General features: G+C 69.0%; 14 protein-coding genes. 10 read left to right on the top strand and 4 right to left on the bottom strand.

The features are described 5' to 3' along the window. Positions 1-104 precede the first annotated feature (104 nt). Positions 105-1,607: a protein kinase domain-containing protein gene (locus tag WME79_RS13085; protein ID WP_437535159.1), complete on the top strand. Its 1,503-nt coding sequence runs from the start codon at positions 105-107 to the stop codon at positions 1,605-1,607. Between the two features lie 118 nt (positions 1,608-1,725). Continuing rightward, positions 1,726-2,958, top strand: coding sequence for an ATP-binding protein (locus WME79_RS13080; RefSeq protein ID WP_437535158.1), 1,233 nt, complete (start codon positions 1,726-1,728; stop codon positions 2,956-2,958). 35 nt (positions 2,959-2,993) lie between these two features. Here WME79_RS13080 and WME79_RS13075 read toward each other — a convergent pair whose 3' ends face one another. Genes WME79_RS13075 through WME79_RS13065 form a run of 3 tightly spaced genes read right to left on the bottom strand, consistent with a single transcriptional unit; the run spans position 2,994 to position 4,995 of the window. Next, entirely contained in the window at positions 2,994-3,920 is a 927-nt protein-coding gene (locus tag WME79_RS13075; RefSeq protein ID WP_437535157.1) for a response regulator, read from the bottom strand. Continuing rightward, positions 3,917-4,132, bottom strand: a complete 216-nt coding sequence (locus WME79_RS13070; protein ID WP_437539839.1) for an ATP-binding protein — start codon at positions 4,130-4,132, stop codon at positions 3,917-3,919. The genes WME79_RS13075 and WME79_RS13070 overlap by 4 nt, the downstream gene beginning before the upstream one ends. A gap of 5 nt (positions 4,133-4,137) precedes the next feature. After that, positions 4,138-4,995, bottom strand: a complete 858-nt coding sequence (locus tag WME79_RS13065) for a hypothetical protein (RefSeq protein WP_437535156.1) — start codon at positions 4,993-4,995, stop codon at positions 4,138-4,140. 1,096 nt (positions 4,996-6,091) lie between these two features. On the opposite strand from WME79_RS13065, the gene WME79_RS13060 reads away from it, so the two are divergent. Both WME79_RS13060 and WME79_RS13055 read left to right on the top strand, forming a co-directional pair. Further along, a complete protein-coding gene (locus tag WME79_RS13060) occupies positions 6,092-9,409 on the top strand; it encodes a beta-propeller domain-containing protein (RefSeq protein WP_437535155.1) in 3,318 nt (1,105 codons plus the stop codon). Positions 9,410-9,816: 407 nt separating this feature from the next. Continuing rightward, complete coding sequence (locus WME79_RS13055) at positions 9,817-11,058, top strand: hypothetical protein (protein WP_437535154.1); 1,242 nt, start codon at positions 9,817-9,819, stop codon at positions 11,056-11,058. Between the two features lie 151 nt (positions 11,059-11,209). Here the strand turns inward: WME79_RS13055 and WME79_RS13050 are convergent, their stop codons facing one another. Further along, positions 11,210-12,295, bottom strand: a complete 1,086-nt coding sequence (locus WME79_RS13050; RefSeq protein WP_437535153.1) for a LacI family DNA-binding transcriptional regulator — start codon at positions 12,293-12,295, stop codon at positions 11,210-11,212. A 51-nt stretch (positions 12,296-12,346) separates the two neighbouring features. On the opposite strand from WME79_RS13050, the gene WME79_RS13045 reads away from it, so the two are divergent. The 6 genes from WME79_RS13045 (at position 12,347) to WME79_RS13020 (ending at position 19,351) form a co-directional block, all read left to right on the top strand. Continuing rightward, complete coding sequence (locus WME79_RS13045; protein WP_437535152.1) at positions 12,347-14,038, top strand: L-fucose/L-arabinose isomerase family protein; 1,692 nt, start codon at positions 12,347-12,349, stop codon at positions 14,036-14,038. 301 nt (positions 14,039-14,339) lie between these two features. Beyond that, complete coding sequence (locus WME79_RS13040; RefSeq protein ID WP_437535151.1) at positions 14,340-14,711, top strand: cupredoxin domain-containing protein; 372 nt, start codon at positions 14,340-14,342, stop codon at positions 14,709-14,711. 256 nt (positions 14,712-14,967) lie between these two features. Next, positions 14,968-15,840: a BPTI/Kunitz domain-containing protein gene (locus WME79_RS13035; protein WP_437535150.1), complete on the top strand. Its 873-nt coding sequence runs from the start codon at positions 14,968-14,970 to the stop codon at positions 15,838-15,840. A gap of 767 nt (positions 15,841-16,607) precedes the next feature. Next, entirely contained in the window at positions 16,608-17,135 is a 528-nt protein-coding gene (locus WME79_RS13030; RefSeq protein ID WP_437535149.1) for a hypothetical protein, read from the top strand. 164 nt (positions 17,136-17,299) lie between these two features. Continuing rightward, on the top strand, positions 17,300-18,313 hold the full coding sequence (locus WME79_RS13025) for a formylglycine-generating enzyme family protein (RefSeq protein ID WP_437535148.1): 1,014 nt from the start codon (positions 17,300-17,302) through the stop codon (positions 18,311-18,313). Positions 18,314-18,385: 72 nt separating this feature from the next. After that, a complete protein-coding gene (locus WME79_RS13020; RefSeq protein WP_437535147.1) occupies positions 18,386-19,351 on the top strand; it encodes an STAS domain-containing protein in 966 nt (321 codons plus the stop codon). The last annotated feature ends 1 nt before the right edge of the window (position 19,352 follow it).

Genomic DNA, 19,352 nt, shown 5'->3' with positions numbered 1-19,352 from the left:
ACCGTGACGCGCCCGCGACACGCCGTCAGACCGCCGCGTGCACCGCGCTTCGCAGCTGCAGCGCATGTCGCTCTCCGTTGATAGGCATGCGCAGGGCACGTATCATGCGCACCATGGTAGACGCGGCGGACGGCTCGCCGGGCTTCAGCTCTGGAAGCGCGAACGGCGGCGATCCCCCCGCGCCGCTCGTGCCCGACGCCGCGGATACGCTGCAGGGCGTCGACACCGTGGTACGCGACCGTCCTCCCACGCGGGCGGAGCCGCCGGCCGAGCGGAACGGCGACGGCTCGACGCTGAGCGACGAGGACCTCTGGCAGGCCGCCGCGCGCTCGAGCATGCACGAGGGAGGCAGCGGGGTTCAGGTGCCGCCCGAGGGCACGTTGCTTGGAGGGGTCTACCGCATCCTCGGTCGCCTCGGAGAGGGGGCGATGGGCGTCATCCTCCTGGCGCGCGACGAGCAGCTCCAGCGGGACGTCGCCATCAAGCTGCTCCGGCCGGAGCAGCTCGACAACGCGCAGATGCAGGCCCGCCTGCTGGCGGAGGCGCGGGCGATGGCGCGCGTCCACCACCCGAACGTCGTCGAGATCTATGCGTTCGGCGAGTACGAAAACGCGCCGTATTTCGTCATGCAGTACGTGCCCGGGGTCACGCTCGACACCCATGTCCACAGCAAGGGGGGCCGGCTCGGCCTCGACGAGGCGCTGAGCGTCCTCGACCAGGCCTGCCTCGGCGTCTCGGCGATCCATGCCTCGGGCATCGCCCACCGCGACGTCAAGCCGAGCAACATCCTCATCGGCCAGGCCCTCCGCGTGGTCGTGGCCGATCTCGGGCTCGCGAAGCGGATCCCCCGCGGCGATCGGATCGAGCTCGCCTTCTCCGGCACCCCGGCGTACCTGGCGCCGGAGGTGGCCCTGGGCCGGCAGCTCGATCCCGCGCTGCTGCCGCGCATCGACGTCTACGCGCTCGGGGTGGTCGCGTACTACCTGCTCGCCGGCCGCCTCCCCTTCCAGAGCACGAGCACGGTGGATCTGGTCATGCAGCACGCGTATCAGCCCCCGATCCCGCCGAGCGAGCTCTGCCCTGATCTGCCGCCGTCGTTCGACGCGCCGGTGCTCGCGGCGCTGGCCAAGGAGCCCGATCAGCGCACGGCGAGCGCGGAGGCGCTGCGCGAGGCGCTGCTCGACGCGCGCGGCGCCATGCCGGCGTACGCGCGGACGACGCGCGTCCTGGTCGCCGACGACAGCCCGTCGTTCCGCAGCTTCCTTGCCAGCGTCCTCGCGGAGGCGCTGCCCGGCGCGGCCATCGAGAGCGCGCCCGACGGCGCCGCGGCGCTCGAGGCCATCGAGGCGAACCGCCCGTCGCTCGGCGTGTTCGACCTCGACATGCCCGGCCTGGACGGCATCGCGCTCACGGCGGCGGTGCGCATGCTCCCACAAGGGGATTTCCCGATCATCGTGGCGACAGGGACCGGGGGCGCGGCCGACTGGCAGTGCCTGTCGCGCCTCGGCGCGTCGGCGTTCCTCGTCAAGCCGTTCGACGCCGGGCAGCTCATCACCCTGGCGCGCGCGCTCGTGGGCGTCGCGGAAGAGCAGAAGCGCCGGCAATGAGGGTCGGGGCGGGTACCACGGCCATGGCGGGGGCGGCCCGGGCGGCGTGGCGCGGAGCTTGCCGGCGGGAGAGCGCCGATGTCCGGCGTGGTCGAGGCCCCCGATGAACGACAGCGAGATGAAGGTCCTTCTTGTGGATGACGACGAGGTCGACCACCTCGTCACGCGGCGGCTCCTCCGCGACGCTCCCCGCACCCGGTACGACGTGACGTGGCTGAGCAGCTCGGACGAGGCGATCCAGGCGCTGCGCGCCGGCGGCTACGACGTCTGCCTCCTCGACTTCCGGCTCGACGCCCGGACGGGCCTCGACGTCGTGCGCGAGGCCAACCACCTCGGCTGCGCGATCCCCATCATCATGCTGACGGGGGTCGGCGACGAGGAGATCGACATGGCCGCGATGAGCGCGGGCGTCGCGGATTACCTGGTAAAGGGGCGATTCGACGCGCAGATCCTCGAGCGCACGATCCGCTACGCCATCGAGCACAAGAGGGCCCAACTCAAGCTCAAGCAGTACGCCGACACGCTGGAGGAGAGCAACCGGCAGCTCGTCCAGATGCACGAGGAGCTCGCGGCGAAGAACGCGGAGCTGGTCCGGCTGAACGAGGAGAAGAACCGCTTCGTCGGCATGGCGGCCCACGACCTCAGGAACCCGCTCGGCGTCATCCTGGGCTACAGCGACTTCATGCTGATGACCCACCGGCGCGGGGAGCCGTCGTCCTTGCTCAAGGAGGGTGGCGTCGAGATCGTCAACATGATCAGGAGCTCGAGCAAATTCATGCTCTCGCTCATCAACGATCTGCTCGACGTGTCGATGATCGAGCTCGGCAAGCTGAACCTCGACAGGAAGAGCACGGATATCGTCCAGCTCGTCGAGTCCAACGTGGCGCTCAACCTGGTGCTGGCGGGGCAGAAGAGCATGAAGCTCGTCGTCGAGAGCGACGAGGGCGTCCCGCGGGTCGAGGTCGACGTCCACAAGCTGGAGCAGGTGCTCAACAACCTCATCAGCAACGCCATCCACTACTCGCCTCAGGGCACGACCATCCGCGTCCGGGTCGAGGGCGGCCGCGGCGCGGAGGGCGCCGGCGGGGAGGCCGAGCTGCTCCTGTCGGTGAAGGATGAGGGCCCCGGGATCGCGGCGGAAGATCTCGGGAAGCTCTTCCGGCCGTTCGGGCGGGCGAGGACGGTCAGCACCGGGGGGGAGCGCTCGACGGGCCTCGGGCTGGCGATCGCGCAGCGGATCGTCGAGGGCCATGGGGGGCGAATCTGGGTGGAGAGCGTGCTCTCGCAAGGGACGACGTTCTTCGTGGCGCTGCCGGTGGCGCGGTCGGAGGAGACGGAAGAGGCGGCCTGACGGGGGGCGCGGGGGAGCGGGAGCCGGCAGCCCTGTCAGTGGCCGTTGAGCTCGACGATCGCCCGCTCGTGGAGCCTCTTGAGGCAGGCGTTGCGATCCGAGGCGAGGACCAGATCGCGAAGGTCGTCGCGGTCGAGGAGGAGGACGAGGTGGTCGTCCTTGCGCTCGCCGCGGAGGTCGTCCCTGAACGAGCTCGTGAACCCGCCCATCGCGACGAAGAGGCCGAGCCGACACCGGCCATAGCGTCGCTCTAGCTTCCACACGAAGCTCCGCAGCTCGTTGACGCCGGCCGGCTTCGTCCAGTTCTTGCACTCGATCAGGATGTAGGACGTGCGCTCATTCACCCAGAAAGGGTCCGTGGATTCGTTGCGGATCAGGAGGTCGATCTCCTCGACGTCGTTTCGACGGCGAGCCTGGGCCTGACGGAAGCCCGGAATGGTCTTCACGAGGAGCAGCATCAGATCTTCGAGGAGCTTCCCTTTCCGGTTCGGGTCGACCTCGGACTCGACGGCTGCCCAGGCTTCTCGGAGGGTCGCCTCCGTCTCCTCACCGTCGAGCTCGCCGAGCTGCCGCGCTCGCACCGCCTCAATCGCGTTCCGGAGCTTGGGGAGCAGGAGAACCCGAAAGAACTCGTCCTTCTGCAGGTAATCGTAGACCCCCTCTTGAAAGGCCCGCGTGATCGCGCCCGGCGTCGCATAGGCTGTCACCAGGATCGCCTTCGCCGCCGGCGCGCGTCGACCGACCTCGGCGAGGAGGTCGAGCCCTGAGTCCGGCCCTTCGCGTCCCTGGAGCTTCTGGTCGAGCAGGACGACATCCCACCCCGGCTGCTCGAGCTTGACCAGCGCGGCGCCCGCATCGGGCACCGCTTCGACGAGGTATCCCTCCTCTCCGAGGCGGCTCTCGTAAAGCCTGACGAAGCTCGGATCGTCGTCGATGATGAGAATCTTTCCCGTCGATCTCATTGATCCACCTTCTGCCGTACCGGGATCCGGAGCCTGAACCGGGCGCCGCCGAGGGGGCTGTCCTCGCAGCGCGCCTGCCCATGCATCTCCTGCTCTACCACCTCACGCACGAGCGCCAGCCCTTCCCCGGTGCCGCCCGGACGCATCGAGAATCCTCGCCTGAAGATGGCCTCCCGGTGCTCGCTCGGCACGCCGGGGCCGCTGTCGTCCACCAGGATCAAGAGTTCGTCCCCCCGGCGGTCGCCTCCGCCGTGATCCGCACCTCCGCGAGCGCCGCGGATGGCGCCTGTGCAGCGTTCCGGAGCATGTTGACGACGGCCAGGGTGAAGCGACGGCGGTGGCCGACGACAGGAGGCAACGGACCGCCCTTGGGGAAGGCCATGCGAGCGCCGAACTCTTCCGCCACCGCAGCGAGGGCCTCCTCGATGGCCGGCGTGACGTCGAACGGCTCTGCTGGCTCGGCGCCCAGCGCGGCGACGTTCAGCATATCCCGCAAGAACCGGAATATCCGGTCGATACCGCCGTCGATTGCGTCTTGATAGGACGCGACCGCGGGTCCTGCGCCGCTCCGCTCGGCGTCGCGATAGAGGTCGTCGAGCGCGCCGCGCACCGGCACGAGCGCGTTTCGAACCTCGTGGACCACCATGCGTGCGTGCCGCGTCGTCGCCGCCGCTGCGCTCTCGAGCTGGACGCGCGTCGCGACCGGGCGGATATGCCCGAGCACGGCTGAGGTCTCGTCCTGGAGCAAGGCCTCCGCGAGGACGGAGAAAGGCGTGCTCGTACCGCTCGCGATCTCCGCGAGCAGCGGCCGCCCCTCGGGACGAATATCAAACTCTGTAAGCGCCCCTCCGACAGAGCTGGCGTAGGCCAGGATCTCCAGGCTTGTAAGCCGGCGAAGCGTCTCACTCGCGACAGGCGCGCCGACGTGTTGATCCTCGTAAATCGTCCCATCCGAGCTCTCCAGGAGTTTGGCGGCAGAGCTACGCGACAGCCGCCACTCATCCTTGGGTCCTCGCGACTGCACGGCCTCGACCGTGAGCAGCCACCGGACAGCATCCCGAGCGGGAAGATCCATGATGAGCCTGCCGATAGGCGTCAAGGTCCAGCGCTCGCCGGCGCGAGCGACAGCACGGATCTCACGAGCGTACCGGACGAGGTCGAACTCAGGCTCCTTCGTCCCTGCGACGGCTTGGGCGGCCAGCTTCCCCAGTCGGTCGAGCTCCCGGTCTTTGACCGCGGAGCCGGCTGTCGCGTAGCCCTAGCGTGCGACTCAAAGACACGTTGAGCAGCCCCGAGATCTCATCCGCCGGCGAGCCCTTGGCAAACCCCTCAAGAAGCAATCTCCCCAGCTCCGAGGCGAATCGCTCGAGCCGCCACGCCCAGTAGCTCTGGTGCCACCGTACATCTCTTTCGGGCTTGCCGCTTCGCTCGAGCTCCTCCAGGGCGGACAGCAGGTGCCGCCGGTGCGCCGCGACGTCGGGCGTGAAGGCAGGTCTGGCCTCCGCGATCCCTTCCAGGTGGTCCTTCAGCTCTTCGAGGAACGCCACGGCCAGAGCAGATGACCGCGCGCCGCCGACGTCAAGCGCGCGCTCCTTGCCCCCAGCAGGCTCCGGTGTTTCCGCTGCTCCGATCGTCTGCACGGCGGCCACTGCGGGAGCACAGGCCCCGTCACCGCGACGACGCGGAGCAGAGGACGCCGGTAGGCCGCGGGCGCGGCCCGTCATCGGCGGGCATGGAGCAGGGTCGTGCAGACGCCGCTCGGCGCCACCGAGCCCCCCGGCGCTACGCAAAGCGGACGGCGGCCAGCGCCCGACCTGTGGGCGGACGCCGCCGCATGTGGGCCCCAGCGCTCCGCTCCTCCCGAGGCACCACCCCGCGCCACACGGAGCGAGCCGCTCTGCCGCCGTTCCGTAACAGCATTCCACATTGAGGAGCCCTTCCAGAAGGTGGATACTCCGCTGGATGCAAGCTTACGGTCCGCGGTAGTGCGAAGCCGCGAAGACCGGCTCGATCGCGGGCTGCGCCGTGCCGGACGCGCCCTCGACCACTCGCCGGGGACTCGCCGCACCGCCGCCCTCGGGCCGCGACGTTCCGACCACGTTGAACCGTGCAGGACCCATCAATGTGTGCAGTCTCCGTACCTCGAGCGAGGTACCAGGGAGGAGTGAGCCGTGGCGAAGAGAAGAGCACTATTCAGAGGTGTGCTGTCCGCGCAGGCCAGCGTGATGGCCGCGCTCCTCTTGCTGCTCGGACAGGGATGCGGGAGCGACGACAACAAGCCCGAGCCCCAGGAGCAGACCCCACCGGAAGAGGAGAACGAGGACCCTCCGCCCGAGGAGGAGGAGCCTGATCCCGATCCTCCCAAGGAAGAGCCCGAGGACCCAAAGCCCGAGACCCCACAGGGGCCCACCGATTTCGTGTCGGCCGATGATCCTTTCACCGAGGGGTACCTCGGCGAGGAGGAAGAAGAAGAGGAAGAGGAGGAGGAAGAAGAGGAAGAGGGCCGCGAGCTCGAGGAAGGCGACATCTACCGCGTCCTCGGCGGCGGGCAGCTCCTCAACCTCAACACCTTCCGCGGCCTGCAGGTCATCGACATCCAGGACCCGTCGGACCCGAAGTTCCTGGGCCAGATGCAGATCGCCGGCACCCCGGTCGAGATGTACGTCGTCGGCGACCGCGCGGTCGTGCTCCTGAACGACTGGGCCGGCTACCAGCTCAAGGCCGATGGCCTCACCGTGGAGCGGCGGACCGGCGGGACCGTCCTGTTCATCGACATCGCCGACCGCACCGCGCCAAAGCTCTTGTCGCAATACCCGGTCACGGGCGCCATCATGACGAGCCGCCTCGCGCGCGGCGACAGCGCGAGCTCGCTCTACATCGCCTCGAACGGCTCGGAGCTCGAGGAGATCAACCCCGGGCACTTCGTGTGGGTCAACAAGACCCTCGTCCGGAGCTTCGATGTCGGCGCCGACGCGCTCGTCCCGCGGGGCGAGATCGAGCTCGGCGACGCCGTGACCGCCATCCACGCGGAGGCGGACGTGCTCCTCGTTGCGCGCAACCGCGGCAGCTGGTCGCAGGATCCCAGCGAGATCTCGATCATCGACATCTCGAACCGCGACGGGTCCATGGTGCTGCGCGACAGCGTGAGCACGGCCAGCTTCGTGCGCTCCCAGTTCCACATGGACTTCCGCGACAACATGCTGCGGGTCTTCTCCGGTCCGCAGTGGGCCGACGGGACGCCCAGCTACCTCGAGACGTGGAACGCGGCCGATCCCGACAACATCGTGCCGATCGACAGCGAGGAGTTCGGCGCCGAACAGTCGCTCTACGGCTCCATCTTCCTGGACGACAGGGCGTTCGCGGTCACCTACCGGCGCCAGGATCCCTTCCACGCCTTCTCCATCGATCCGAGCGGGAACATCACCGAGGAGAGCGAGTTCATCGTGTCCGGATGGAACAACTTCTTCCGCCCTGTCTTCGGCGCGACCCGCCTGATCGGGATCGGCGTGAACGACCAGAACGGCCGGCAGCTCGCTGCAAGCCTCTACGACATCACCGATCTGACGAGCCAGGATCCCCTGGTCGCGCGCGCCGAGATCGACGGCGGCGCCGATGGCTGGAGCTGGTCCGAGGCCGACTGGGACCACCGCGCGTTCACCGTGCTCGACGACGCGGTGGACGCCGTGGCGCCGGGCGGAGAGCCCGAGACGGGCCTCGTGCTGCTCCCGTTCTCCGCGACCAGGATCGTGGACGACTACCGGCGGCCGTTCTCCGGCGTGCAGATCTTCACCTTCTCGGACACCACGCTGACCCGCCGCGGCGTGATGGAGCACGGGACCCCCGCGCGCCGCACGTTCCGCGCCGAGGACATCGCCACCGCGAACGTCTCGGATGAGGAGCTCACCCTCTATGCGCAGGACAAGCTCGACACGCCCGAGAAGCTCGGACACCTCGATCTCGCCCCGGATTATGTGAAGGTCTTCGCGTTCGGCGAGCACCGCGTCCGCGTGAAGATGCCTTACGATCTCTACTGGACCCCCGTCGAGAACCGGAAGATGAAGGCGGAGGTCGTGCCGAGCGCCGGGCTCACCCAGATCGAGCGGCCGATCGCCACCTTCGATCTGCCGGCCGACGCGCAGCTCCATCAGGTGGGCAACCTGCTCGTGTCGCTCACCACGACCTTCCAGAACTGGGTGGGCAAGGTGACCCACCTCGAGGTGATCGATCTGTCCGATCCGACCGCGCCGCGCCGGGCGGGCACGCTCGACACGAGCGATCTCCCCGCCACGGGCGGCTACTACGACGGGGGCAGCTCGTTCCCGACGGTGCACCCCGGGCGCGACGCCCTCGCCTTCCTGCGCGTCATCGGCCACTCCGAGGACCTCGGGGTCGGCTGGGCGTGCCGGACCAACTCGGTCGAGAATCCGGGCTGCTTCGGGCAGGAAGGCTGCACGTACATGGCCGGAGATCGCACCTGCCGCAACATCGGCGGCGAGGAGTACTGCAACGGCGGGTTCGCCGAGTGCACGGACCACGCCGGCGCGGACACGAGCTGCACGCCGGTCGAGGTCGACCGGAACGACATCGTGGGGATCACGTCGACGTATTGTTATGAGTACGTCCCGCGCCGCAGCTGGGCACAGATCGAGGTCCACGTCGTCGACCTCTCCGACCCGGACCACCCGACCGTGGCGCCGGCCGTCGCGCTGCCGGACGACAACGAGACCGTGAATGTCCTCAACGACAACGGGGAGCTTTACTTCAACATCAAGCGCTCGATCAGCGGGCGCGCGCCGGACGATCCGCGCCCGCGCACGCAGTACTTCCTCACGCACCTCGACCTGACCAACCCGTCGCAGCCCGCGCTCGATCCGGGGATCAACGTGCCCGGCGAGGTCCTCGCGATCCAGGGCGCGTCGATCTACGCGAGGGACAGGGTGTGGGGCCAGCAGTTCATCGAGACGGCGATCGCGCGCCTCGAGGTGCAGGAGGGGCTCGCGTACCTGCAGGAGTACCAGAAGTTCCCGGACCGCCAGGTCAACGCGATCTCCATCGACGGCCGCGGGCTGCCCGTCCTGTCCCACAGCCTGATCTGGCGTCCGAGCAACAGCTTGTACGGTGGCTGGGATCCCAACCAGAAGCTGACCACGCTCTCGCCGACGGGTGAGCCGCCGCCGCCCGAGCCGGAAAACGAGAACGAGAATCCCCAGATCCCCGAGTTCGACGTGCTCTCCACCGTCCGACTCGCCTCGTGGGCATCCCTGCGCCACACGGCCGACATGCGGGCGCTCTTCGAGGTGCCGGGCGGCGCCCTGGCGATCTCGCTCGAGGAGCCCGAAGCGCCGAAGGCACAGGCGTTCTTCCCCCTCTGGAACTGGCCCGAGAGGTTCGTGACCAGCGGCGAGGAGGTCCTGTTCGCCGCCGGCCGCTTCGGGATTCACCAGCTCGATCGCGAGACCGTCAACCTCGTCCCTTACCTGGGCGAATAGCCGGGCCGCTGGGCAAGCCGGCCGGGGCCGAGCGCGCCGGGCCGGCTTGCCGCAATCGCGCGCGGCGCGCAGCTTGGCGCGGCGCGGCCGCCTCATCCCGCTTTTCCCTCTTCGAACGATACGCACCGCAGGCTGCGCGCCGCGGGCCTGCCGACCTGATCCGGCGTCGGCTTGCGCCTGGAACGAACACCTCGTACCGCGCCGGCCGCGCGCCGTGGCGGGTAGACGCACCTTCACGGGCGCCCGCTCGCGGGTTCGGGCGCGTTGAGCCACGGACGGCGAAGGCGACCATCGATGGGCTCGCGCGGTCCACGGCACACGCGAGGCAGCGGGCCGCGCCCCGCCGCGCGTGCGAGGCGGTGAGATCCGGTTTCGCGGAGCGCCCGACAACGCTATGGAGGAGCCCCATGGTCGAGCAAAACACAGCGGAAAACGGCGAGGGACAACCGGAGAGCGCGGGGCCCGTCGAGGAGCGCGCGACGGAAGCCGCCGGAGGGCCGGCGGATGCGGGCGTGGAGGCCTCTCCCGGCGGCACGACGACGACCACGACGGCGGGCGCAGCGAGCGCAGCAGACGCCGTGGTGGCGCCGGTCGCCGCTGCACCTGCCGCCGCTGCACCCGCTGCGCCCGCTCGATCGCGGCCGCCGCGGGTCATCGACATGCGCCGGCCGCGCACGCCAGCGCCCGCGCAGGAGCCGCCGCCGCGGCGCTCGGCGCGGCCGGCGGAGCGTGGACCTGCCGACCGTGGAGCGCGCGAGCGCGGGCCGGAGGAGCGTGGACCTACCGACCGTGGAGCGCGCGAGCGCGGGCCGGAGGAGCGTGGACCTGCCGACCGTGGAGCGCGCGAGCGCGGGCCGGAGGAGCGCGGACCTGCCGACCGTGGAGCGCGCGAGCGCGGGCCGGCGGAGCGCGCAGGACGCGACAGCGGCCCGGCCGAGCGCGGGGCGCGCGACGGCAACACGGCGGAGCGCCGCTCGCCGGACAAGGCCAAGTGGGCGCGGGATGGGGCGACGCCGCGCGGCCGGACAGGCGCCGGGGGCGCTGCCCAGACCCGCGCCCCCGCGGCCCATCCGGCACAGGGCGCCGCCACGCGAGAGCAACGCGCGGCCGCCGCCGCGGACCCCGCGCAGAACGAGGCGGAGCGCAACGCCGCGCTCGCCGAGGCGAAGGGCGCGCCCGCCGCCGGAGAGGCCAACGCTTCCCGCAAGGCGTCGCGGCAGTCGCAGCCCGCCGAGACGCGCGACGTGGCGCCGGCTCCGGCGCCGGAAACGACGGCGACGCCCGAGCCGCGCCGGGACGCCGTGTGGGTGCCTCCCCCCAGCGCCGCATTCCCGCGGAAGAAGAAGCCCGCGCTCACCGCCAAGGAGGCAATGAAGGCCAGAGTCCAGGCGCGGGCCGAAAAGAAGGCAGCGAAGCAGGCACCGAGCCGCGCAGCCGAGCGCACCGCGGACCCGAGCGAGGAGGCCGCCCGTGAGGCGCCCGGAGCGCCTCCTGCCGCAGCAAAGCCCCGTGACGCCGCCGTGGCAAAGCCCCGCGATGCGGCGCCAAGGTCAGCACGCCGCGACCAGGCGGAGCCGGCGGCGAGCGCGCCGACCGCGAAACCGGGGCTGCTCGGGCGGTTGCTGAGCCTGTTCCGGCGATCCGGCTAGAACACCGCTCAGCTTGGAAACCAGAGAAATGAGCCGCCAAGACGCCAAAAGACGCCAAGAGACGCGAAGAAAACAATAAAATCTTGGCGTCTTCTGGCGTCTTGGCGGCTCAACTTCTCGCTGTTTGCGTGCGGCTTCAACCCGTGCCGCTCTAGCGGTCGGCTCTCCGCGGGCGAGCTCGGCTCTCGCTGCGCGGCACGTCCGATGTTCGCGCGGTGAGGCGAGGAGGGAGCAGGACCTCTCGCTCGACCTTGGCGCCCGCCAGCCTTTTGAGGAGCAGCCGGACCGCTTCGCGTCCTATCGCGCCGACGTCCTGATCGACGGTCGCGACGGGATAGCGCAGGAGGTCGGCCATCAGGATGTCATCGAATCCGACGACGTCGATCTCGTCGGGCACGGAGAGGCCAGCGGCGCGGATGCCCCGCAGGGTTCCGACAGTTGTGGTGAAATTTGCTGCGTAGACGGCCAGAGGTCGACGCAGCCGCTGGAGAAGCTCGACCATGCGCGTCTCGGCCTCTTCCGGGGTGGCCTCCTTCAACTCCTCGATGGCCGCCGCCGTGACGCCGCTCCGCGTCAGCTCCGCCCGGAACCCGTCGAGACGATGTCGGTAGGTGGGGATGTCGAGCGGGCCGCCGATGTAGACGAGCGACCGACCCTTGTGCCTGAGAAGGTGGCGGAGCGCCAGCACCGAGCCGGCGGCGTGATCGGTGCGCACGCACGCCACGTCGAGGTCCGGGACCGCCCGGTCGATCTGCACAAAGGGAAGCCCCTGCTTGTGCGCCGCGATGAGATCGCAATCTCCTCCGGAAACCGGGGACACGATGAGCCCATCCACCCGGGACTCGTGCACGAGCTGCAACGCGCGACGCTGGCGCCCCGCGTTACCGGCCAGGTGGCTCACCACGAGGGTGTAGCCGTGGAGCTCGGCCTCGCGCTCGGCGCCGACGGCTATCCCGGCCCAGATCGGGTTCGCCAGGTCCTCGACGGCGAGGGAGATCGCGTACGATTTTTGCTCCCGGAACGCCTGGGCCATGGCGTTGGTCCGATAACCCAGCTTCTGGGCCAGCATCCAGACCCGCTCCACCGTCGCGGCGCTGATGCGAAACTTCGCATGCTTGCCCGTCAGGACGTGAGACACCGTGGTCTGGGACAACCCCAGCTGTTCGGCGATGTCCTTCATACGGACCGGACGCAGGCCGGGCACGTGCGGCGGGTCGGGGTCGGGGGGGTCGTTCAAGGTGGCGCTCCCTTTAGCTAATTCGGATTAGCTGTTGACGCTAGCACGGACATGCATAGTATTGAAGCGGAACACGCGGTCGGTGTTTGCGGTCCCCCGCGCGCGAGGAAGCGCTCGCAGCGCTCCTACGGATCCACCCGATCGAAACATCGTTTGGCGGCGGGCTGGGCCGGCAAGGTCATTCTGGCTCAAGCCCGCCTGCTCCAGGAGACAGCAATGGCACAGAGTGAACCTGTGATCTTGGGCTTCATGGGCAACCGGGGCTTTTTTCCGACGGAGTTTGCGGAGGACGGAGCGAAAGCCACCCAGTCGGCTGTGGGCCATGTGCTCGGCGGGCGCGTGCGCTACGTCGATCTCGGCAACGTCGAAACCTACGCCGACGCGCGCGCGGCCGCGGGCGTCGCCCAGCAGTACCGCCGCGCTCCGGACGGCGGCGGGGCCATTGGCGTCATCTGCTCGATGTACAATTTCTCCGATGAAAACGGGATTCGGGACTTTCTGCGGCTGGCCGACCTCGATGTGCCGGTGCTGCTGCACACCGAGCCTGACGTGCGCGGTCTGGGACGCATGGGGCAGAAGGGCCGGCGGGACGGGGCGTGCGGGCGCTTTTCGGCCGCCAACGCGCTCCGCCACATCGGCTACCCGTACACCCTCACGTCCAAGCATTGCGAAGCCGTGAGCTCGGCGGCCTTCGCGGACGATCTGCGCGCCTTCTACGCGAGCTGCGTCCTGGCATCGAAGTTCCGTCGCCGGGGCCGCGGCGTGCGCCTCGGGCTGGTGGGCTCGGGGCCCGACGCGTTCCAGACGGTCACGAGCGTCTCCACCGAGCTGCTGGGGCACATGGGCCTGAGCACGGTCGGCCTGGAGCTGATCGCGCTCGATCGACAGATGCGTAAGGTCTCGCCGCGCGAGCTATCCACTCAGCTGGAAGCGGTCTCCGGCTACATGGCAGCGGCTGACGTCCCGCGCGCCTCGCTGGAGGCGATCGCCCGGATGGGCGTCGTCTTCGATCGCTTCGTGAAAGAGAATGATCTCGACGGCATCGCGGTGCGCTGTTGGACGGAGATGCAGAAGTACCAGATCGGCGGAGAGGTCGGCGTGATGCCCTGCACCTGCATGAGCATGCTTTCGGACAAGCTCATTCCCGCCGCCTGCGAGACCGACATCGCGGGCTGGATGGGGATGTACATGCTCCAGTGCGCCTCCGGGCTCGTGCCGCTGCTCGGCGACTGGAACAACATGTACGATGACGAGCGCGAGGAGGTGGATCTCTTCCACTGCGGCGTGTGGGCCAAGAGCGTGATGCGCCCCGGCGCCCGCATCACCCGCCAGGAGATCCTGGCCACCCAGGCCGACATCGGCGCGGAGAACACGTGGGGCGCTGTCGACGGCGAGCTCAAGGCGGGCACCTGCGCTTTTCTGAGACCTTGCACCAACGCGCGCGAGGGCAGCGTGTTCCTCTACGGCGGGGTGGGCCGGGTCAGCGAAGAAGGCATCGACACGTTCGGCACGCGCGGCCGCATCCAGATCCCGCGCATTCAGGAGCTCTTTCGCTACTTGACGCAGCCCGAGCGGGCGGTGGAGCACCACACCGCCCTCGTGGTCGGGACGCACAAGAACATCGAGCTGACGATGAAGGCGATTCGAGACGCGGTGCCCTACATCAATGCCCAGGCCGGCCTCAGCCGCAGCGGGCAGGCGCTGGTTGATTTCTACGAGCACAGCCAGGTGGGCGAGCTCTGAGGCCGCGCCGCCCCGCGGCACCCTGCACGCGGCCAGGGTCCGGGAGATGGGGCGGACGGTTCGGTCGATGCGCCAGGCTCGACCGGCTCACCGCGGCGCAGCGCGAGGCCCTCAGCCACCCCCGGTAGAGCCGCCCCGCAGGGCGAGCCCTCGCGGTATTGCCGGGCTCGAGCGCGCGTTCCCCCATGGGGTGATGGCGATCGTGCCCCCGCGCTTCAGCCATCCCCAGGGCCGGCGCACGCTCGACTGTAATGCGGCGGAGAGCCGCGCGTCTTCCCCCGGCACCTGAAAGGAGCTTCTCATGAAGATCACACACGCACTCTTCTCGATCGCGCTCGGCATCACCTCGGTCGCCTCCGCGCTCGGCTGCTCGCAGCCCGCGAGCGCCGAGCCACAGAAGGCGCCGCGCGCGGTCGAGATCATGGTCCACGGCGCCTTCGTGCCCGACAAGATCGCCGCGGTCGAGGGGGAGCGGCTGCAGCTCAGGCTCGTCCGCCACGACAGCGGCGGCTGCACCAAGGAGGTCGTCTTCCCGAGCCTCGGTATCCGCACGGAGCTGCCGACCGGACAGCTGGTGACCATCGACCTCCCCGAGCTGAAGGCAGGGGAGCTCCAATTCGAGTGCGGCATGGGGATGATCAAGGGCACCATCGCCGTCGCGCCGAGGAAGTGAGCAGCAGAGGGAAGCGACCTCTGGCTCACCGCGAGCGAGCCCTCCGGCTGGCGGATCGGTCGACAGGTGGGACACGGTACCTCCACGTAGGCGGCGCTCCGGAGAGGGGCGCACCGCACCTCGTTCACGTCGTCACGGCGCGAAGCGTCGCCTGGCACACCACCGCCTGACATGCCATCGACTACGGATGCATATCCTACGATCGACTGTCTTATGCTCAGGTGACCGACGGCGCGCCGATTGCAATGTCTTTGGAATGTACCAGCGATTGTCCCTCGGTCTGGGCTTGCTCACCTCTCTCATGCTCGCGGCGGGCTGCAGCGGCGCGGGGAACGACGGCGGATCGGGCGGCGGGGGCCCGGGCGGCGGGGGCCCAGTCGCGGGCAGCGGCGGGGGCTCGGTCAGCTCGGTCGCGGGCAGCGGCGGCGGCTCGGTCGCGAGCAGCGGTACCGGCGGCGAATCGCCGGACCGTTGTACGCTGCCGCAGGAGACGGGGCCCTGCGACGCGGCGATCCCGAGCTACTGGCACGACCCCAGCACCGGCGAGTGTGTTCCGTTCATCTATGGTGGCTGCGAGGGCAACGAGAACCGCTTCGAGACGCTCGCGGCGTGCCTGGAGACCTGTCAGGGCACCACCACGGACATGGATGCATGCGCGGCGCCGGGCGATTGCGTCCTCGCGCCGCCGCGCTGCTGCGCCTCCTGCGACCCGGTCGACGCCAGCGCGTTCGTCGCCCTCCACCGCGACGCGGTGGCGGATTTCTGGAATGCCAGCGGGTGCGGGGACGCGCAGTGCGCGCCATGCCCGGAGGTCAGCGAGGCTGAGCGCACCTCCCAGTACTTCGCGGCCACATGCGAGAGCGGGCGCTGCGTCGTCGTCGACGTGCGCGAATCCCCGCTGACGGAATGCACCAAAGACGCGGACTGCGCCCTGCGCGACGGTGTCGGGTGCTGCGAGTCGTGCGACGGGAAAGGCATCGTCGCCCTCAACCAGAGCGCGGATCTCGGCGCCCTCGTTTGCCCCGAAGAGATCGTCGCGTGCCCTCCCTGCGCGCCCGTGTATCCGGAAGGAATGACGGCGGTGTGCTCGGAGGGCAGGTGTACGCCGCGGCTCTCCGAGACGCCCTGACCGACCGGCATTCGTTCATCTCCTTCGCGCCCGTCCAGGCTGACCGGGACCTTCTCACCTGGCTCCAGGCGCAACTCACCGTCGACCGGATGGCGGCATCAGCCTGCCTGTGCGAACTGGCACAGACGCCGAGCCAGACCGAACGGAACTTTTCAACGACGCTCCCCTCGAAAAAGCGGGCATCGTGAGGGCTCCCGACGTCAACGAGGGGGGATGACAAATTTGTCCTGGGAGGGCGACGACGATCTCGCCGTCTATTCACGGGGGTCGCAGCGGCCATAGAACAAGGACGGTCGGGCGCGAGCCGAGAGTCCCCGCAGGTCCTGACCAACGCCCCCTAACAGAAGGTGACGACGATGAGTTCTCTTGTTCTTTCCTCCCGATTGGTGGCCCGATGCGCTCTTGGGATAGCCGCGCTCTGCCTTGGCGCTTGCGGTTCAGACATTGACGCAGACGAACCTTCGGAGTCGGGAAGCGCCACGACCGGAGGGACGACGGGCCCCGGCAGCTCCTCGACCAGCTCCGCGACCGTCGGTGCGACGGGTGGCGGGACAGGTGCTGGGGCCTCGAGCTCGAGCGCGAGTTCGAGCTCGAGCGCGAGCGGAGCGGGAGGATCCCCGAGCGGCAGCACCGGCAGCACCAGCAGCGCTTCCGGCGCCGGCGGGAGCGGCGCGGGCGACTCGGGCGCGAGCACGAGCGTCACGACCGGTGGTGGGGATGACCTGCCTCCGACCGGAGAGAACTCGGTCGCGTACACCGGCTGCTCGATGGCCAACAACATCGGCACCGGCTACAAGCGCGTTGGCGGCAAGATCATGTGGAACGCCGACAATTATCAGACCGGCGCCATGGTGGTCCAGAACTGGACCAACCCGAGCAGCTCTTCCTGGCAGCTCTTCGACCGGAAGATGGAGTCGATCGGAGGGAAAGACACCGTCAAGGCCATCATGGTCCAGATCTGCATCCTGTCCCAGAGGGCGACCGATCAAGAGCTCCGTGACATGGTCAAGGCGGCGCGACAGCACGTCAACCCGGGCACGCATATCTACATCGTGGGCCAGCCGGTCTACAACGCGGGTCACGACTGCTTCATCGCGGGAGCGGGCGGCGCCGACTGGACTGACATGAAGGCGCAGGAGTTGGCCAAGGACCCGAGCGTCAACGAGAACATGAGCTACCTCGGGAAGTTCATCCTCAACAACGACGCGGGCGAGGTCAGCGACGGCTGCCACGCCAGCAGCCCGAAGGGCGAGAACGTGCTGGGAGAGCAGGCAAAGGCGTTCTTCGGGGGCTGATCGGCGCACAGGCCGAGCGAGGCCGAGCTGAGATGTCGGCGGGCGCGCGCCGCGCGTGCGGGCGCGCGCTCCGCTTGCGAAGAAGGTTGATGATGAGGTACCTGCGCGCCATGCACCGCATCGGGACGACGGCAGCGGCCGCCTTGTCGTTGTGTGGATGACCTATGATTTTTCTTACCCGTCCTTTCCTCAGCGCCGGCATCGCGTTGTCCGGGCTGCTGCTCTCGGCAGGTTGCACCTGCGGAAATGAGGAGAGGACCGAGGCGGGCGAGACGATCGCGAACGACCGGAGCAGCGGCCACGCGGGCACGTCGGCCGGAACGGCGCCGAGCTGCGCCGGGCTGCCGGCGACCTGCGGCCCATCGGGGAACGAGGACTGCTGCAAGAGCTTGCTGGTCCCCGGCGGGACGTTCGCTCGAAGCTACGACGGCGTGGATTACCTGGACCGGAGCTACCCGGCGACGGTGAGCGACTTCTACCTCGACAAGTACGAGATCACGGTGGGCCGTTTCCGGGCGTTCGTGAACGCAGGCATGGGCACGCAGGCCAGCCCGCCCGGGGACGGCGCGGGTGCACATCCAAAGATCCCGGGCTCTGGCTGGCGCTCGGCGTGGAACACAAAGCTGCCCCCGGACACGGCTGCCCTAAGAAACGCCTTGCAATGCTTTGTCCACCAGAGCTGGACGGACACGGCGGGGAGCAACGAACATAAGCCGATCAACTGCCTGGACTGGTATACGGCGTTCGCGTTCTGTGCGTGGGACGAGGGACGGCTGGCGACGGAGGCGGAGTGGAACTACGCGGCCTCCGGGGGCAGCGAGCACAGGTACTATCCATGGTCGAACCCAGCGACCTCCACGACGATCGATGACAGTTATGCGGTCTACTGCGGCGGCACCTGCAGCCTGCAGGACGTCGGATCGAAATCGCCCAGAGGCGACGGGAGGTGGGGGCAGTCCGACCTCGGCGGGAACGCGTGGGAATGGACGCTGGACTGGGACCCGGTCCAGTACCCAGTGCCATGCCATGACTGCGCCGCTGTGACATCAGGCTCCTACCGGGCTTTCCGGAGCGGCAGCAACGACGACCTCGCCCCGACCCTGCGGTCAGCCACCCGCCACGTCTACTACCCCGAGCTCCGAGGCAACATCGGGGCGCGTTGCGCCAGAACCCGGTAATCTGCCGTGCGACATCCCAGGAAGAGGCCGAATATGTAGGCGCCCCTCGCAGAGCGCGGCGTCTTCCTCTCCGTGCTCCCCGCACGACCTGTAAGTTTCACTTCTTTTGGTATACAGGTCAGGAGAGAGCAAGGGGCACGGATGAACGGGGAATCGAATCACAAGGATGTCATTGCGGAGAACGAGCGGCTGAGGCAGCGCATCCGGGAGCTGGAGGAGGCAAACGAAGAGCGGGATCACCTCCGCGCCGCGCTGCGCCGGAGCGAGGAGCATGTGCGCCTCTTTGTCACCTACACACCGGCCGCGTTTGCCATGTTTGATCGGGATATGCGCTACATCCTGGTCAGTCACCGCCACCTGGCGGATTTCGGCTTGCGCGAAGAGGATGTCCTCGGCCGGAGCCATTACGAGATCTTCCCCGACATGCCCGAGCACTGGAGGGCGATCCACCAGCGCTGCCTCGCAGGGGCCTCGGAATCGAATGATGAGGAGCCCTTCCCGCGGGCCGACGGGCACGTTGAATGGGGGAGCTGGAGGATCTCCCCGTGGCACACGACGACCGGCGAGATCGGCGGGATCGTGCTGTTCTCGGAGGTGATCACCAAGCGAAAGCAGCTCGAGGACAAGCTCCGGCTGCAGGCGAAGACGCTCCTGGAGCTGTCGGCGCCCATCGTGCCCATCAGCCAGGGCGTCCTCGTGCTGCCGCTGGTGGGCGCGCTGGACGCGGCACGGGCGCAGCAGATGATGGAGAACCTGCTGGGCAAGGTGGTCGAGCGGCAGGCGCGGGTGGCGATCATCGACGTCACGGGCGTGCCGGACATCGACACAGGTTCGGCGAGCGCCCTCCTGCAGGTGGCGCGGGCGGTCCGGCTGCTCGGAGCGCAGGTCGTCCTGACAGGCATCCGGCCCGAGGTGTCCCAGGCCATCGTCCGCCTCGACATCGATCTCGCCGGCATCGTGACCCGCCGCGATCTGCAGAGCGGGATCGCGTTCGCCACCGCGACGAGCCCGGGAGCCTCGTCGCCGTCTACGCCATGAC

It is taken from the genome of Sorangium sp. So ce726, from assembly GCF_051521405.1.
In the GTDB taxonomy this organism is placed as follows: Bacteria; Myxococcota_A; Polyangia; order Polyangiales; family Polyangiaceae; genus Sorangium.
This window is presented reverse-complemented; position numbering and strand designations above follow the sequence as displayed.

Excerpts from the sequence above, each read along its gene's own strand:
- WME79_RS13030 (WP_437535149.1), top strand. The coding sequence starts at position 16,608 with ATGGCCAACAACATCGGCACCGGCTACAAGCGCGTTGGCGGCAAGATC.
- WME79_RS13040 (WP_437535151.1), top strand. The coding sequence starts at position 14,340 with ATGAAGATCACACACGCACTCTTCTCGATCGCGCTCGGCATCACCTCG.
- WME79_RS13025 (WP_437535148.1), top strand. The coding sequence starts at position 17,300 with ATGATTTTTCTTACCCGTCCTTTCCTCAGCGCCGGCATCGCGTTGTCC.
- WME79_RS13045 (WP_437535152.1), top strand. The coding sequence starts at position 12,347 with ATGCATAGTATTGAAGCGGAACACGCGGTCGGTGTTTGCGGTCCCCCG.
- WME79_RS13075 (WP_437535157.1), bottom strand. The coding sequence starts at position 3,920 with ATGAGATCGACGGGAAAGATTCTCATCATCGACGACGATCCGAGCTTC.
- WME79_RS13080 (WP_437535158.1), top strand. The coding sequence starts at position 1,726 with ATGAAGGTCCTTCTTGTGGATGACGACGAGGTCGACCACCTCGTCACG.
- WME79_RS13065 (WP_437535156.1), bottom strand. The coding sequence starts at position 4,995 with ATGGATCTTCCCGCTCGGGATGCTGTCCGGTGGCTGCTCACGGTCGAG.
- WME79_RS13035 (WP_437535150.1), top strand. The coding sequence starts at position 14,968 with ATGTACCAGCGATTGTCCCTCGGTCTGGGCTTGCTCACCTCTCTCATG.
- WME79_RS13085 (WP_437535159.1), top strand. The coding sequence starts at position 105 with ATGCGCACCATGGTAGACGCGGCGGACGGCTCGCCGGGCTTCAGCTCT.
- WME79_RS13055 (WP_437535154.1), top strand. The coding sequence starts at position 9,817 with ATGGTCGAGCAAAACACAGCGGAAAACGGCGAGGGACAACCGGAGAGC.